Below are 16686 nucleotides of genomic sequence, written 5' to 3' on the forward strand. Positions count from 1 at the left end.
TTGGCTACACTGGCTTATAAGTAATTGTGGGAGTGGTCAATGTCTATACCAGAGGACTTTTTTAAGAACCTGGAGCAATACAGTGAATTGTCGCACCGAGAGAAAGAAGTCTTTCTGGAAATATTCGGTCGTAGTAAGAATCGAGTCAACGTAGCTCAAGAATTAAACATTTCTGAAAGTAACCTCGGCACTTGTCTTACAGGCATTTACAAAAAATTTTGTATCACTGGTAATGGCCCTGTTAAAGAAAGCCGCTTACGGGAGTATCTAAACAAAAGATACTCACTGCAAAAACCCTCTGGCGATTTAACTACAGATGACGTAGATGATTCTATTGATACCTTAGTGCAAGAAATCCGCAAACAAATCAAACCCTACATCAAAGAAAAGTGCGGAACCATGAGGGTATTAGATATGCCTAAGCCAATTGAGTTAACAGGAAAACAAGGTATTTACACAAATGTCAATATTCTGGAGGCAATAACAGGACGAAGACGGCTAAAAGTTGCGGAACTAATGCAAAGCTGTGACCATGATAACTTTGAGCGACTTGGACTTAGCGGAGTAAAACAGAAACGAGTCTCAGGACTAGAGGTTGTACAGCGTTATAGTAAGCTGATGGTTTTAGGTAAACCAGGAGCAGGAAAAACCACTTTTTTAAAATATCTAGCAATGCAGTGTATTGAAGGGACATTTCAAGCAAGCAGAGTTCCCTTGTTTATCACTTTAAAAGATTTTGCAGAAGCAGCTAAAAAACCAGATATTTTGAAATTTATTGTTCAACTATTATCAAGTTGTGGGGAAACTCATGCCAGTGCGGAAGTAGAGAAACTTTTAAAACAGGGTAAGGCATTGGTATTACTGGATGGGTTAGATGAAGTACGAGAGGAAGATACTAAGCGTGTTTTACGACAAATTCGGGAATTTTCTGACCTGTTTCATACCAATCAGTTTGTAATTACCTGTCGTATTGCTGCGAAAGAATACACTTATCAAAGTTTCACAGAAGTAGAAATGGCAGATTTCGACGAAAAACAAATAGCTATTTTTGCTCAAAATTGGTTCCAGTTAACTGATCCAGTTAAAAGTCAAAGATTTATTCAAAAACTAAAAGAGAATGAACCAATTCAAGAACTAGCTAGTAGTCCTTTACTTTTGACACTACTGTGTTTGGTGTTTGGAGATAGTGGAGATTTCCCAGCAAACCGTTCTGAACTTTATCAAGAAGGATTAGATGTCTTGCTGAAAAAATGGGATGCCAAACGCAACATTGAGAGAGAGCAGGTCTATAAAAATCTATCTTTGCAGCGTAAGGAAGATTTGTTGAGTCAAATAGGCTTAACTACCTTTGAGCAGAAAGACTATTTCTTTAAGCAGAAAACTGCCGAAGCGTACATTGCTGATTTTATTCGCAACTTACGCAATGCTGACACAGATCCAGAAGTATTGAAACTCGATAGTGAAGCTGTTTTAAAGTCTATTGAAGCACAGCATGGGTTATTAGTAGAACGAGCAAAAGGTATCTATTCCTTTTCTCATTTAACGTTTCACGAGTATTTTGCTGCAAGAGAAATAGTTGCTAACTCTGCTTGGGAAAGTCTGGTAGAGCATATTACAGAGATACGTTGGCAGGAAGTATTTTTGCTTGCTGCTGGAATGATGCGGAAGGCAGATGATTTATTAGTTTTGATGAAGTCAAAAATTGACTCAATTGTAGCTTTTGATAATAAGTTACAGTATATTTTGGATACAGTATATAACAAATTTTTATCAGTCAAATATAACAATAAAGGAGCAGGAGTAAGAGCCTTTTACCTAGAACACGCTCTTTTTTTTAGTTACTCAGCTATAGATTCCTGTGGTGAATTTGCTAGAGCGTTTGGTTTTACTGATTATATTGATCCAGAGATAGATTTTGATGATGCACTCACTGATGCTCTTGAAATGACAGACTATGATTATCAAGAGTGTTTTACCTATGCTCTTTCTCTTAATCTGAACTTAGAACCTGAATTTCAGAACTTACTTCAAAAACTCAAAGAACAAATTCCTTTTCAGGATAATCCAGAAAAGAGGATAGAACGGGAAGACAAAATTATAAAGAAATGGTTGAATCAACTGAGAGAGTTGATTATAAAATATAGAAAAATTTGTTATCGAGAAGAATTAAATGATGAACAAATAGAATTAATATGGAATTACTATAACGCTAATCTATTACTTAATGATTGTCTAAATAGTGATTGTTACGTTAGCCGTGAAGTCAGAGATAAAATAGAAAATTCACTGTTTTTACCAATAAAAATTAAACCCTGTTAAATAAACTATTTATATCAAGTATAAAATTATTAAAGATTTAATTATTAATTTGTAATTTATTTTTTTAATATCATTTGTGAAAAAAGATATTTGCGATCGCACTTTTACTTTTTCAGTTCGCATAGTCAAATTGTGCCAGTTTTTAGATGACAAACCAGGAGTAGCGCGAACCCTTGCTCAACAGTTATTAAGGTCAGGAACATCGATTGGAGCTAATGTAGAAGAAGCGCAAGCTGCTCAAAGCAAAGCAGATTTTATCAGCAAGCTCATGATTGCACTAAAAGAATCCCGTGAAACTCGGTATTGGTTAAGATTGCTCATTGCTGCCGAAATAGTACCTCAAGAAAGAATTAGTCAACTCCAAACCGAAGCCGAAGAACTAACAAAAATTCTTGGTGCCATCATTATCTCCACCAAAAGCCCCACCTAACCTCATTCTCCCCAATTTTTAATTTTTAATTTTTAATTTTTAATTCCTAAACGGAGAGGGGGAGATTCGAACTCCCGGAGGTTTTAGCCTCATCCGATTTCAAGTCGGACGCAATCGACCACTCTGCCACCTCTCCAGTAAATCTGTCAAACTTGTGCTGATCCTAGTTTCAGACGCTATTCAGGCGCTTTTGTTGGTTAGCACTAAACTTGACAGATCATACTATACCCTATTATCTACGCAGATTGCACTACTGGATGCGAATGTCTACGACACAATACGCGATCGCTCATACAAAATTTCCTCTGAAGCCACCTGAAAGTCATTCCCCACCCAAACTAGGGAAACTTGCGAAACCACACCCGCCTCTAGGGTGACAATGGAAAAATTACGCAACTTCTCGCCGTCATTTTCCACAATCCTGGGGACACTAGCCGCATTTAAGTAAATTGTCCCCTCTGGACTTCTAAAAATGGGCTTGCGCTGCACCTTCTTGGTATGGCGTAAATCTCGGTGCATGTGACCAAACGTTACCAGAGGAATGGTTTTACCAGCAGTCAAGGCATGAGAAATCGCCTCGCCAAAATCTGGATCGCCAAAATCGCCGCCAATTGGGTGCCAGTCTTTGCCGCAGGGGTCTTCGGGGCGATCGCCTAACCCACTCGGCCCATTGTGACCCAAAAATATAATTGTCTCATAAGCGGCGCTTTTGATCGCTTTCACGATGCGATCGGCGGATTCTTCCAAACTCGTCACACCGTAACGTTCTTGACAGATTTCCGCGAATTTCCACTCTGGGCCACCCCAGGTAAAGGGACGACCCCCCACTACAGTTAAATTCCAAGCGGGAAAATCCAACTTACCGTAACCGACATGGGACGGGCCTAATAAATCGAGTTGTTCCTGTACCCAGTCTTCCTTAGAGCGGTCATAAGGAGCCTTTTTGCGTCCCCATTCGGTGGCGGTATACCAGGCATCGTGGTTGCCCATCACGGCTGCTTTGGGAATATCGAGAGAGGCGATCGCTCTGACCACTTCCACCGACTCGTTGCCAAAATCCCCGACAAACAGCACTAAGTCAACACCCAGATGCTTGAGTGCAACGCCATCTTCCACTTCCCATTGGTCGTGAATATCTCCAACTACAGCAATTTTGAGGTTTATCGATTGAGTTTTCTGACTGGTCATGCCACTTTCCTTGCCGTCTATCTCCAGGATATGAAACTCAGCCCGATTTGGACACAACCCCAAAATATCAACCGTCCACTATTTTTGGTAAAAACTACTATAATTGAATCCACAGAACATACATTTGCAACATAAAGCACCCCTAAACTGTGTTTACTACTGCATTAGCTCAACAAGAAAAAACCCAACTGGGTGAACTACCACTAGATTTGTTTGCCGCCATTGAGAGTCTCAAAAAAGAACTCAACGCAGTTATCCTGGCACATTATTATCAAGAGCCAGATATTCAGGATATTGCCGACTTTATTGGGGATTCATTACAACTGGCAAGAGCCGCCGAAAAAACCAATGCGGATGTGATTGTCTTTGCTGGTGTTCACTTCATGGCAGAAACAGCAAAGATACTTAATCCCGATAAATTAGTACTTTTACCAGATTTGAATGCTGGTTGTTCTTTAGCAGACAGTTGTCCAGCAGATGAATTTGCAGCTTTTAAAGCCGCGCATCCGAATCATTTGGTGGTATCTTATATCAACTGCTCTGCTGATATCAAGGCGATGAGCGATATTATTTGCACCAGTTCCAACGCTGTGAAAATTGTCCAGCAGATACCGAAAGAACAGCCGATTATTTTTGCCCCAGATCGGAATTTGGGGCGGTATGTCATGGAACAAACTGGACGAGATTTGGTGCTATGGCAAGGCAGCTGTGTTGTCCATGAAACCTTTTCGGAAAAGAAAATTGTCCAGTTAAAAATTGCCCATCCCGAAGCAGAGGCGATCGCCCACCCAGAATGTGAAAGTAGTGTATTGCGCCACGCCAGTTTTATTGGCTCCACAGCCGCTTTACTTAAATATTGTCAAAGCAGCCCCACCAAAGAATTTATCGTTGCGACAGAGCCGGGAATCATTCACCAAATGCAAAAACTAGCTCCTGACAAGCATTTTATTCCTGCACCGCCGATGAATAACTGCGCTTGTAACGAATGTCCGTTTATGCGGTTAAATACCCTAGAAAAGCTCTACTTGGCAATGAAAAATCGCACTCCCGAAATTACCATGTCGGAGGATATTCGCCTTGCTGCACTGCGACCAATGCAACGAATGCTGGAAATGAGCGTGTAACTAGTACTTTTTATACTGATGGTAGAGACGCAGTTTTATTGCGATCTCTACCTACAAGTTATTTTTTCTAATAACTTGCTATTTCTAAAACATGATGCTAAGATTTTAAATCGTGAGACAAATCGGGTCGGTGTCCGAGTGGTTAATGGAGACGGACTGTAAATCCGTTGGCTTGCGCCTACGCTGGTTCAAATCCAGCCCGGCCCACCACTTACGAAGTTATAAGTTATAATGACTGGGTAAGCATCAAAACTCCCAGCATTTTAACTTCTAGCTGAAAAATCAAAATCACATTTCGCCCGTGTGGCTCAGTGGTAGAGCACACCCTTGGTAAGGGTGAGGTCACGAGTTCAATCCTCGTCACGGGCTTTTTAAATTTATCAAACAACCAAGCTAAACTTAAGGGTTTCAGCGTTTTTAAGAGATTTTGATATTCAAAAGCTAATTCTCTTGGTTGCATTAGTGGCTATTCTGACTATGATTTGGCTATCAGAACAGAATTTTGGGTATCATCTTTTTTTGGCTATGATTTTCAAGAGTATATTATGTTAACTGTCCTTCTACTTTTCCATAAGCTTTCTTAACCCAATACCCTCTGGGTGGCTTTTCTACCCCATAAGCCTTACACCACTTTTCTACAGCCTTATCAGACACGCCAAAATCTCTGCCAATTTGTGCTGTTGGCTTTTCCCAAACTAGTTTTTCTAGTTCTTCTTTTGATGGCCTTTCAACTTTTCTAGTGTGAATTCTAGAATCTGGGTTAACCTTTCTGGTTGTTAAATCAACGCCAAACTCCTTGTAGGTTCGCTTGGAGGCTGCTTCAGTAAAGTCTATAAAATCCTCCCACCAGTAAAACGGTGTAGCTGAATTAGGTATCTGGGTAGTTATGTAGCAACCATTAAAGTGAACTGATGGATAAACAACTTTATCTATGTCAGGCAGATAAACAGCATAAAAGTCAAAGTCATTTACTTTGTACTTCTTCTGATGAGTCCCATTTCTATCTACCCAAATAGTTTTATTTACGACCCTGTTATCTCCCGCATATTTAGCTTGGATTTTATAAAAATTATCGTCTTTATAAGCAACAAAATCAAAAGGTAAATGCTCACAAACAAGTGGTGTGAGAATCAAGTATCCTTTAAGCGTTAGGTCAGCGATCGCTTTGGTAGCAGCAATATCGCCTTTGTTCTTGGTATGATGCAGCAATAACGAACCCTCAAATGTGAAGGTAATCATATCACTTCACAGTGCTTGAGGGTTCGTATTGAGTTAAAACGAGCGCGGCAGGGTTCGAACCTGCGACCGATTGCTTAGAAGGCAATTGCTCTATCCACTGAGCTACGCGCCCAAAACAAAATAATGGCTCCTGAAGGAGTCACCTACATTATTATATCGTCTTCACCTACCAAGAAGCAATCAAAAATTGCAGATTTACCACTAGCAAGGCTAAGATGCTAGTCGCTAGTTAGTGTAATCTACACCGAAAACGAAACAGATGGGGTATTGGTTTAGATATATTGTGTTGTCAAGGGGTTATTTGCCCGTTAGCGCTAACGTCCTCTGGGCGGCTACCTTCGGGAAGCATCTGGCGATCGCGAGGCTCATTTTCACAGTATGCTAGGTAATTTCAGCCTTGGCGATACTGCCAAATGCCATTGTATATTCCATATTAAGAGTGCCCCTGTGAGGAGTTATTTGCTAGTGCCATGTTTATTCTCAAACGGCAGGATGTTGAAATATCAAGCATTCAGCACCCAAAAAAGGATCAGCAAGTGCCGATTCTCAGTTATCAAGGGCAAACTTTTCGCTTGATTAGTGTTTTCAAAGCTAGTCAAGAAGAAGAAGCTAGAGCCTTATGGAGAGAATTAACGGATAACCGAGGTAAAGCCTGTGTTTTGCTGGAGGAACCGGAACGCTTTAGCGTCTGGGGTAAAATCCGTTTAGAGCAGCTGGATAGTGACACAGGTGGTCATGGCAAAACGGCGATTTTAATCCAAGCCAGTATTTTGCTGTTACAAGGTGTTTCTATCGATATTGAAGAGTTTTTAGGTGCTAGGCAAGTTGCATTATTTGAAAAAGATATTGCCGAAGTATTACAGCAGAAGCAATTTCCTCAAGCGTCTTCTCTAGAAGCAGTTAAATATTTGGTGTCTACTAATCCTTTGCCGACAGCCAAAATACCTGATTGGCAAGAAAATCATGTAGTTATTCTGTTACAAGAACTGCATCGATTAGGAAAAGCCTATTTTGGCAATGGTAATTTTACCAAACAAGTAATTTATAAGCTAGAAGATATGCCCGAAGCCGAGCGAGCGCTGTTTATAAATTGGCTAAATCAATCGCCACTGGGTAAACTATGGCAGTAGCATGGAAATTTTTTCAGAAAATTCCGGCCACTGGTACTTGCTTTTGGTGTCCGATTGTGTATTACTTGGCAGACACAATGCTACATATACAGTCATTTAACTCAAAATACCGCCAGAGTGCATCTACATAAGTCAAGTCCTATGAATAACTCTTACGAGAATTCGTTCCTTTCTAAATCTATTTTCAACACTCAGAACATTGTCTTAGCTAATATTGGCTGGGCTGTACTGGCACTGCTATACTTTTTGTTGTTTAGTGCCAAAGTTCCCGGAGCCGATGGCATAGAAAGCCGGGCTGAATGGTATGTGATTGGCACAAATATTTTTGAAGCTTTAGCTTATTTGGCTGCCAGTATCTTATGCTTGAGGAACTGGCTGAGTCCACAAATCGTCAGTGGCCGGAATGTTTGGCTCTTAATTGGGCTAGGTATGCTTTCCTATTTCGTTGGGGGGATAATTTTCGGCTATACCGAGATAGTTTTAAAAGATGAACCGGATGTGTCTGTAGGCGATATATTTTTTGTACTGACTTATCTATTACTTGGCGCAGGCATGATTTTAGCTGTGGCTTCCAGGCGAATCAATCTGGAAAAATGGCAGTGGCTAATTGTGTTAGCAATTGCAGTATTCGGTAGTTTGTTGGCATGGTGGATTTCTATGCAACAGGAAACATCCCCGGAACTGCTAGTCGCTATTTTGAACTGGTTTTACGTAGTTAGCGATGTGGTTCTGTTAATTATTGCTACCACTCTGCTGTTAGCCTTTTGGGGAGGAAGGGTTTCCCAGTCTTGGCGAATGATTGCAGCGGCGGCCTTTTCGCTTTACATTGCAGATATGTGGTTTAAATATGCCCAAGGCCCCAATTATCAAAGTGGAGAGATATTAGAAGTGTTTTGGGTGTTTAGTGGAGTGTTATTTGGTATGGGCGCTGCCTTAGAATATGACGCATCACTAAGACGAACGCGGCGTACCAGCACAAGAAAACGAGCTTAGTAAGGATTTTTGGTATCTACCGTGAGAAAATTAACTGACTCTGACAAGCAAGAAATTCTGAAGTTATATCGAGAGACTGCCGAAACAACCTCAACTTTGGCAGACCGTTACGGTGTGAGTAACTCGACAATTAGTCGCCTGCTCAAAAGTACTTTGCCAGAGGATGAGTATGAGTACTTAGTCTCTTTAAAGCGGGCTGCGAGAACTCCTGAGGGAAGGGCACAGGTTAGCTACGAGCAGTTACCACTGCTGACTCAACCTGAGCCGGAGATAGAAGTTCCACCCATTGAAAGCCCGCCCTTGGAAGTGCCAAAGGTTGAGCCACTACCACGTAAGATAATTCGTGTAGAGCAGGAACTTTACTCAGAGGAAACGGCGGAGTCAATCGCCGCTAGTAGACGGGTGCGGCGACGCCCCTCGGCGGCGGAAAAACCGAAACTCCGAGTCACATCTGAGAAATTAGAAACTCCAGAGCCAAAGCCGCCGGAAATAGTCAGCATCTCCATCCCGCCTCTAAAGGTTGAACATCCAGGAGCAGCCGTCATCGCGCACATGCTGGGCGAAGATTTGCTAGACGAATCAGAGGATTTGGATGATTTAGATGATGATGATTTAGAGGATGACGATTTTGAGGAAGAAGACTTTGATGATGATGACCTGGACGAGGAAAGACCTTTAGTCACAAAACGCAGACCAGGTGAAGCATCAGTTCAAGTTTTACCCCTGTCAGTAGCGAATTTGCCGAAAACTTGCTATTTGGTAATTGACCGTTCCTCAGAATTAATTACCCGTCCTCTGAAGGACTTTGGTGACTTGGGGCAAATTCCCAGCCTGGAAACTCAGCAAAGAACTCTGCCGGTGTTTGATAACCATCGTGTGGCAAAGCGTTTTTCTACAAAGCGCGATCGCGTGATTAAGGTTCCAGATAGTAAAATGCTCCATAAGGCTCGTACTCATTTGGAAGCCAAGGGCATCACACGACTGCTGATTGATGGTCAGGTCTATTCTTTGTCTACGGTTTAAGATTGGGCGATTCCATTTTGGATTTTGGATTTTAGATTTTGGATTAAATTTCAATCTAAAATCCAAAATCTAAAATCTAAAATTATTATTCCTTTCAACTGTAGACAGCCCTTGCAAAACGTTCTGCTAAGTAGATAATGTCTTGTCTACGAGCAATTTGGTTTATCCATAACCCATCAAACCAGACAATGTTTTTGCATCGGTTAGCATTGTTCAACCAGTATGAAACTTTTCTACTACTGATTTTACTTGCGAAAAGCCGCTTATCAAACACTTGGTATAATTTCTAATTCCAAACTAGCTATAGACAGCCCTTGCAAAACGCTCTGCTAAGTAGATAATGTCCTGTCTACGAGCAATTTGGTTTATCCATTGTTTGGGAATATTTTCCACGCCGTAGTAAATTCCGGCTAACCCACCGGTGACGGCGGCGGTAGTATCAGTATCTCCGCCTAAGTTGACAGCTTTCAATACTGCTTCAGAATAAGACGAGCTATTTAACAAACACCAGAGGGATGACTCTAAGGTGTCAATTACGTAGCCACCAGAGTTAATTTCTTCTACTGGTACTTTGGCAATCTCACCACTGAAAATTCTGCCAAAATGCGGCTTTTCTAACAAAAATTCTCGGACAGAATAAATTGTTTGGATGTCTTGCAATCCTTGTAAATAAGCTGTTTGGGGGTCAGCACCTTCTAAGAGCGCCACTGCAATACTAATATAAATACCACAGGCCATTTGCGATCGCGCATGAGCATGAGTAATCGCCGAAACATCATGCACTCGCGCCAGCAATTCACCTAAAGTTAAGTTTCTATGACAATAAGCCATCGGCAAGATTCGCATTAAAGAACCATTGCCATTACTATTTTCAACCTTACCGCCCGCCTGATGGGGAACAACTCCCTGTTTCAGGCGCATAATCGCTGTGTGGGTAGTTTGACCAATATCAAAGACATCACCACGGGGAGTCCAGTAAGCCTCCTTGTACCAACGCCAAAAGGAATTGGCTATAGCCTCTAACGAATACCCTCTACAAAGACATTCTGCCAAGCAAAAGCTTAAGGAACTATCATCTGACCAAGTTCCTGGTGGTTGATTCCATGTGCCATAACCCAACATCGTTGTCACTGGAGATTTTACTCGTTCAGCGCGGCTAGTAAACTCTACTGGCACACCCAACGCATCACCGACACATAAACCCATCAAACCAGACAATGTTTTTGCAGCGGTTAGCATTATTCAATCTCCACAAAAATTGCTCAAAATTAACTTTATAGATTCCCTCTATAGCTTGTTGCAACAGATGTTACAGCCTACTTTTTCATCCTCTGTGAAAAGCTCGGCAAAAAATTGTTATTCGGGTATTTTATTTACCAGATACTTACTAAGTTCTAGTTCCAAATATTGTGCCACTTTTCAAAGCGTCTATTTTGGGAACAAAGAACTACGATCAAAAGACATTGAATGTAATTATAACAGCTAATTTATTATTTATAGGGATAGTTAGCTTGTAAATTTTAAGCATCAATAGAAACATTCATTTAACAAAATCTGGGGAAACTTTGGAACATTCCTACATGATTATCGACCTGGAATATATAAGTAAAAAATACAAAATTGGGACAAAGTTATGAAACGCTTACTCAAGTCTTTCGTGACAATTTCTGCATTGTCTTCCTTAATAGTTGCTCCTTTTGTTCTATCAGTTGGTCAAGCTTCTGCTGAAACCAAAAAGGGCACTGATGCTAGTTATGTTGGCGCTGGTGTTGCATCTGGCATTACTAGTGGCGGACAAGGTATCAACGACGATGCTACATTTGGCGGTAATGTCACAGGTCGCGCAAAATTAGGAAATACGCCGTTTTCTGCACGCGGTAATGTCCTCTGGAGTGATAAGACAAGTGCTATCATCCCAGAACTTTCTGTGGATGTGCCTATTGCTAATAGAACTAACGCCTATTTAACTGGTGGTTATTCTTTTGTAGAGAAAGATGGCTCACCAACTCCCATAGGTAATAGAGATTCAGTAGTGCTTGGTGCTGGCGTTGAATCGGAAGTTGCTAACAATTTCCTCGTCTACACTAATGCCAAAGTCGGACTCGGCGCTTATCAAAATAGCGATGCTTCTGCTGTTAGCATCAATGGTGGTATTGGCTATCGCTTCAAATAAAAGATTATTGAGTCCTTATTCACTCTATACTTTACTTAAGTACTCAGGACTCAGCACACAAAACTCACTACTCCTAAAAGCTGGTTTTGTTAAGTGTTAAATCACTGATAAAGCCGGCTTTTGCCGTGGTAAAATTAAAATATTCCTCATTATTCCGGCCGGATTACCGGGGATCAAGTAGCCGAAGGGTGCTGATTCGGCGTCTACTAATGCTTTATTGAGAATCCTATACAAGTCTAATGGTTAAATCTGCTCCTTCCCCAATCGCTAGCCGTAAGCCTTCCAAAGTCGAAGGAATCAAGGAAAATAGTAATTTTTTGCGTGAACCTGTAGCAACTGAGATCCTTCAAGACACTACTCATTTTACCGAAAATGCGGTGCAGCTTTTGAAGTTTCACGGCTCTTATCAGCAGGATAACCGCGACAACCGCACCAAGGGACAGGAAAAAGATTACCAGTTTATGCTGCGGACAAAAAATCCGGGTGGTTTAGTACCGCCAGAGCTATATCTGGCTTTAGATAAACTAGCTGATGAATATGGCAACCACACCTTACGAGTAACTACCCGTCAAGGTTTCCAACTGCACGGAATTTTAAAGAAGAATCTAAAATCAGCGATCGCTACAATTGTAAATAATCTAGGTTCAACCTTGGGAGCTTGCGGCGACATCAACCGCAACGTGATGGCACCACCAGCCCCTTTTAAAAATCGCCCAGAGTATCAGTATGCTTGGGAGTATGCCCAGAATATTGCCGACTTGCTGTCACCACAAACAGGCGCTTATTACGAGATTTGGTTAGATGGGGAAAAGGTAATTAGTGCTGAGGAGAACCCAGAGGTGAAGGCGGCACGACAGCGCAATGGTAATGGCACAATTATCCATGACACCGAAGAACCAATTTATGGCACGTACTATATGCCCCGAAAGTTTAAGGTTAGTGTGACAGTGCCAGGGGATAATTCGGTTGATTTGTATTCTCAAGACCTAACATTGGTAGTAATTACCAATAAAAAGAAGCAATTAGAAGGATTTAATATTTTTGCTGGTGGTGGTTTAGGTAGAACCCACGGTAAAGAAGAAACTTTCGCTAGGTTAGCAGACCCCATTGGTTATGTAACGAAAGATGACGTTTACGACGTGGTGAAAGCGATTGTTGCTACCCAGAGAGATTATGGCGATCGCACCGATCGTCGTCATGCCAGATTAAAATATTTAATCAATGAATGGGGTGTAGAGAAATTCCGCACTAAAGTTGAAGAATATTTTGGTAAGCCAGTCGAAGCCTTCAAACCACTACCAGAATTCAAATATCACGACTTCCTCGGCTGGAATGAACAAGGTGATGGCAAACTATTCTTAGGAATTTCCATTGAAAATGGTCGAATCAAGAATGAAGGTTCGTTGCAACTGAAAACCGCCTTGCGCGAAATTGTCGAGCAGTTCAACTTACCCATCCGCCTCACACCTAGCCAAAACCTGATTTTTTACGATATCGAACCAGATACCAAGGAAGCTATTCAAGACATTCTCAGCCGTCACGGTGTCGGAGACGACCCTAGTAAAATCGAACCTTTAGTAAGGTATGCAATAGCTTGTCCGGCTTTGCCTACTTGCGGCTTGGCAATCACCGAATCAGAACGGGCAATACCAGGTATTTTGGAACGGGTTCGCGCTCTATTAGATAAAATAGGTTTACAAAAAGAACATTTTGTGGTAAGGATGACAGGATGTCCTAACGGGTGCGCTCGTCCCTACTTGGCAGAATTGGCCTTTGTTGGTAGCGCTCCAGAATCTTACCAATTATGGTTAGGAGGTTCGCCAAATCAGACTCGACTGGCACAACCTTATACAGAAAAGCTGCACCATAATGACTTGGAAAGCTTCTTAGAGCCGATTTTTGTTTACTTTAAGAAATCTCGGAAATCAAAAGAAAGCTTTGGTGATTTTTGCGATCGCGTTGGTTTTGATGCCATCCGCGAATTTGCTGCCACCTACGAACCCAAAACAGCCAATGGTGCAAACAAATCGCGCCATCGGGTGAATTTGAAAGAAGAGGTTTATAGCAAGTTGAAGGAAGTAGCAGAAAGCCAAGGTAAACCGATGACTCAGTTGGTAACTGAAGCACTAGAGGTTTACTTCCAGAATCTTTCGTAAGCCGAAAAATTGAAGATAATGAAATCAAAGAGAGGCACAGATAAATCCATCTGTGTCTCTTGCGTAAGTCCTAATACACTTAGTACACAGTTTCGTAAATTCGTGGCCAATTGAGGGTTTAAGTTTAAACGCATAGGCGCTTCTCTACGAGACGCTACGCGAACGCCTTCCCGCAGGGTAGGGGCGCTGAGGTAAGCGCAGAGGAGAGCAAAGTTGTTTTTGGAGCTATTTATTCTTTCCCCCTGCTTTTCTTCTTCCCCTGCCTCCCCTGCTCTCTTCGGTGACACATCCACAGGAAACCTGAACTATGGTAACGACAGCAAAATTCGCAGAAACTAGGGATGTGCTGCAAAACATTAGCTGGCAGACATTCAAAGCGATGCTGGCAGATATGGGATCTGAGCGAAATAAAAGGCTAGCTTATGACAACGGCATAGTAGAAATTATGACCCCGTTGATGCCACACGAAAATTCAAACCGTCTCATTGAAGGTTTTGTGATTGTGTTGTGTGAAGAATTTGGTTTGGAAGTTAAAAGCGCTGGCTCGTTGACTATGACGCGGGATGATTTGGAGCAAGGAGGCGAACCGGACAGTAGCTACTATATCCAAAACGAATTATTAGTCCGCAACAAAGAAAATATTGATCTGAATACAGACCCACCACCAGATTTAGTATTGGAAGTGGAATATTCTAGACCCAAGATAAACAAGTTGGCTCTTTACGCTTCAATGGGAGTCCCCGAATTCTGGCGGTATAACGGAAATGTGTTGCGCGTTTACACCCTCAATAGTGAACAATACTCGCAAAGCGATCGCAGTCCAACTTTTGCGCCTGTGCTGGTGACGGAAATTCCGCGATTTATTCAAGAAAGCAAGAAAATTGGACAAATAGCAGCAACTCGTGATTTCCGTACCTGGGTTAGACAGCAGATTTCTACAGCAGGGCAATAATTTATTAAGAAAAATGTCTCAACTGCAAAGAATTGCGATCGCACCCTCCCAACTCCAGCAAGGGCAAATTTTACTCACCAAAGAACAACAGCATTATTTAGGGCGGGTGTTGCGCTTGCGTGAAGGCGATCGCTTTATTGCAATGGATGGTATGGGGAAATGGTGGTTAGCGCAGCTTATAGGGGAACAAGCACAGGTTTTAGAACCGCTTTTAGTAGAAACAGAATTACCTATATCAATTACGCTGATGGTGGCGTTACCCAAAGGCAATGGATTTGATGAAGTGGTACGGTGTTGTACAGAGTTGGGAGTAACTTGTATTGCACCTGTATTGAGCGATCGCACTTTACTTCAGCCTAGTCCTCAAAAGCTCGAACGCTGGCGGCGCATCGCTGCGGAAGCCGCCGAGCAATCAGAACGCTCATTCGTGCCGACAATTTTAGAGCCTGTTGCTTTTAATACTGCTATCACCGCAAATCAGACAAGTCGCCGTTACATTTGTGAGGCTCGTGGTGATTATCCTCATTTAAACAAAGTGCTGAATAACATCTCTAGCGAGATTGTTATTGCGACTGGGCCAGAAGGGGGATGGACAATACAAGAAATTGAGAATGCAAAGTCAGCTGGATTTCAACCTGTTTCCCTTGGTCGTCGCATCTTGAGAGCAGTTACAGCCCCAGTAGTAGCATTATCCTTGATTTCAGCAGCTTGTGAAGTATAAATGATTTATAGCTCACGCAAAAGTAATTTTGGGTGAGACATCACTCCAGCGTATATTTAAAGTGATGATTGAGCAAGTTGCGATCGCCTTTGAGCATAAAGACTATCAAACAGCGGCTAAATTACTCAAACAGCTGCAAAAAGAATCACCAGACAATCCTTGGGTACAATTTTATCTTGGTCGGCTGCATGAAGTATCTGGAAAGCGTCAGAATGCAGAAAAAATTTATCGGCAACTGCTACGAGATACGACAAATACCAAAATAGTGGCGCTAGCACGTCAAGGTTTGCAACGACTACAAGAAATGGAACTAGAAGAAAGACAAAGAGCCATTTCTCAAGCAAAATCTGAGCCGAATAACACCGAACTTGGCGTACTAGTATTAGAGCCACTTAGTAACGAACTGAAAACAGAAGCCTCTCGAAAATTCGCCCAGATTATGCAGCTAGACCCCTACACTGCAAGGCTATTACTGCCAAGTCGTGGCTGGAGGTTATACCGCACTGGTCAAATTGGAGAACTAAAATTTTATGGAAAACAGTTACAGCAAGCTGGTATTCCTTGCTTTTGGGCAACAATAGCTCAAATTCAGCAAATTCAAGTTTATCAAGTCAAACATTTCCAAGAATCTAGCCCACAAGCTACTATTGTTTGCCGTAATGACACAAATCAACTCGGTTCTCTCACCTTTAACTGGTCAGAAGTCACAGCCAGAGTAGTAGGACTTTTGCCTATTTTTGAGCAAGTTGTAGATGTTGATCCCTACCATAAACTCGAATGGAAAACTCAAACACAAGACTATGCTCAGTTTTGTGATTTACACATACCTGGTAGACGTTGCATTCTCCGATTTTATGATAACGGCTATGAATTCCAGCAAGGTTTAGAAATCATTCCCCAAGCTGGCCAAAATACAATCAGAATTAATTGGAATCATTTGTCTAGTTGGATTAACCAGCAACTACCTCAAGTCAAAATCTGGTCAGATTTCACATCTTTTGCAGATACAACATTAGATCAAACAGAAATGCTGAGTCATATCAAGCCTCACATTGATCTGTTTCGTCGGGAGCAGAGTAATTGGGATTCAGCTTTTCATTTATATAGTGGACTGGTATTTGTTAAATAATTCCTAATTAAATTTTAGATTTTGGATTTTGGATTTTAGATTGATTGACCGAGCAGACATTTTTTGATTTTGAATTATTCAAGCCAAAATCAAAATTTTCAAATCAACT

General features: G+C 41.7%; 15 protein-coding genes and 4 tRNA genes. 14 read left to right on the forward strand and 5 right to left on the reverse strand.

The features are described from left to right. Window positions 1-39: 39 nt before the first annotated feature. Both V7L07_RS26630 and V7L07_RS26635 read left to right on the forward strand, forming a co-directional pair. Window positions 40-2319 (forward strand): NACHT domain-containing protein, encoded by a 2280-nt coding sequence (locus V7L07_RS26630; RefSeq protein WP_335061904.1) that lies wholly within the window; start codon window positions 40-42, stop codon window positions 2317-2319. A 76-nt stretch (window positions 2320-2395) separates the two neighbouring features. Beyond that, complete coding sequence (locus V7L07_RS26635; RefSeq protein WP_335061906.1) at window positions 2396-2749, forward strand: four helix bundle protein; 354 nt, start codon at window positions 2396-2398, stop codon at window positions 2747-2749. A 51-nt stretch (window positions 2750-2800) separates the two neighbouring features. On the opposite strand, the gene V7L07_RS26640 is transcribed toward V7L07_RS26635, so the two are convergent. Continuing rightward, a tRNA-Ser gene (locus V7L07_RS26640) sits at window positions 2801-2885 on the reverse strand. A 131-nt stretch (window positions 2886-3016) separates the two neighbouring features. After that, the gene (locus V7L07_RS26645; RefSeq protein ID WP_335061908.1) at window positions 3017-3937 is read right to left on the reverse strand and encodes a TIGR04168 family protein; all 921 of its coding nucleotides are present in this window, start codon (window positions 3935-3937) and stop codon (window positions 3017-3019) included. Here V7L07_RS26645 and V7L07_RS26650 point away from each other — a divergent pair. From V7L07_RS26650 to V7L07_RS26665, 4 genes are all read left to right on the forward strand, one after another. Continuing rightward, the gene (locus tag V7L07_RS26650; protein ID WP_335061909.1) at window positions 3917-4072 is read left to right on the forward strand and encodes a hypothetical protein; all 156 of its coding nucleotides are present in this window, start codon (window positions 3917-3919) and stop codon (window positions 4070-4072) included. The two genes, V7L07_RS26645 and V7L07_RS26650, sit on opposite strands and share 21 nt — an antisense overlap. Before the next feature lie 14 nt (window positions 4073-4086). Further along, window positions 4087-5061: a quinolinate synthase NadA gene (gene nadA, locus V7L07_RS26655; protein ID WP_335061910.1), complete on the forward strand. Its 975-nt coding sequence runs from the start codon at window positions 4087-4089 to the stop codon at window positions 5059-5061. 124 nt (window positions 5062-5185) lie between these two features. Then, window positions 5186-5271: transfer RNA gene (locus tag V7L07_RS26660), tRNA-Tyr, on the forward strand. Window positions 5272-5358: 87 nt separating this feature from the next. Beyond that, a tRNA-Thr gene (locus tag V7L07_RS26665) sits at window positions 5359-5430 on the forward strand. Between the two features lie 174 nt (window positions 5431-5604). On the opposite strand, the gene V7L07_RS26670 is transcribed toward V7L07_RS26665, so the two are convergent. Further along, window positions 5605-6300, reverse strand: coding sequence for a group I intron-associated PD-(D/E)XK endonuclease (locus tag V7L07_RS26670; protein WP_335061912.1), 696 nt, complete (start codon window positions 6298-6300; stop codon window positions 5605-5607). Window positions 6301-6339: 39 nt separating this feature from the next. Next, window positions 6340-6412 (reverse strand) — tRNA-Arg (locus V7L07_RS26675). Between the two features lie 358 nt (window positions 6413-6770). Between V7L07_RS26675 and V7L07_RS26680 the strand changes: the two genes are divergently transcribed. From V7L07_RS26680 to V7L07_RS26690, 3 genes are all read left to right on the forward strand, one after another. Continuing rightward, entirely contained in the window at window positions 6771-7430 is a 660-nt protein-coding gene (locus V7L07_RS26680) for an Npun_F0813 family protein (RefSeq protein ID WP_334733798.1), read from the forward strand. A gap of 141 nt (window positions 7431-7571) precedes the next feature. Further along, window positions 7572-8423 (forward strand): hypothetical protein, encoded by an 852-nt coding sequence (locus V7L07_RS26685; protein ID WP_335061914.1) that lies wholly within the window; start codon window positions 7572-7574, stop codon window positions 8421-8423. A gap of 21 nt (window positions 8424-8444) precedes the next feature. After that, window positions 8445-9446, forward strand: a complete 1002-nt coding sequence (locus V7L07_RS26690) for a transposase (RefSeq protein WP_179065213.1) — start codon at window positions 8445-8447, stop codon at window positions 9444-9446. Between the two features lie 297 nt (window positions 9447-9743). Here the strand turns inward: V7L07_RS26690 and V7L07_RS26695 are convergent, their stop codons facing one another. Continuing rightward, window positions 9744-10685: an ADP-ribosylglycohydrolase family protein gene (locus V7L07_RS26695; protein WP_335061915.1), complete on the reverse strand. Its 942-nt coding sequence runs from the start codon at window positions 10683-10685 to the stop codon at window positions 9744-9746. A 394-nt stretch (window positions 10686-11079) separates the two neighbouring features. On the opposite strand from V7L07_RS26695, the gene V7L07_RS26700 reads away from it, so the two are divergent. The 5 genes from V7L07_RS26700 to V7L07_RS26720 all read left to right on the forward strand — a co-directional run bounded on the left by V7L07_RS26700 (window position 11080) and on the right by V7L07_RS26720 (window position 16577). Next, window positions 11080-11619 carry a hypothetical protein gene (locus tag V7L07_RS26700; protein ID WP_335061916.1) on the forward strand — a complete coding sequence of 180 codons (540 nt, stop codon included), beginning with the start codon at window positions 11080-11082 and terminating at the stop codon, window positions 11617-11619. 239 nt (window positions 11620-11858) lie between these two features. Further along, window positions 11859-13775: a sulfite reductase, ferredoxin dependent gene (gene sir / locus V7L07_RS26705; RefSeq protein WP_335061917.1), complete on the forward strand. Its 1917-nt coding sequence runs from the start codon at window positions 11859-11861 to the stop codon at window positions 13773-13775. A 307-nt stretch (window positions 13776-14082) separates the two neighbouring features. Further along, on the forward strand, window positions 14083-14727 hold the full coding sequence (locus tag V7L07_RS26710) for a Uma2 family endonuclease (protein ID WP_335061919.1): 645 nt from the start codon (window positions 14083-14085) through the stop codon (window positions 14725-14727). 13 nt (window positions 14728-14740) lie between these two features. Then, on the forward strand, window positions 14741-15448 hold the full coding sequence (locus V7L07_RS26715) for a 16S rRNA (uracil(1498)-N(3))-methyltransferase (RefSeq protein ID WP_335061921.1): 708 nt from the start codon (window positions 14741-14743) through the stop codon (window positions 15446-15448). Between the two features lie 64 nt (window positions 15449-15512). After that, window positions 15513-16577 (forward strand): tetratricopeptide repeat protein, encoded by a 1065-nt coding sequence (locus V7L07_RS26720; protein WP_335061922.1) that lies wholly within the window; start codon window positions 15513-15515, stop codon window positions 16575-16577. Window positions 16578-16686: the final 109 nt, after the last annotated feature.

The organism is Nostoc sp. (genome assembly GCF_036916985.1).
Classification (GTDB): Bacteria; Cyanobacteriota; Cyanobacteriia; order Cyanobacteriales; family Nostocaceae; genus Nostoc.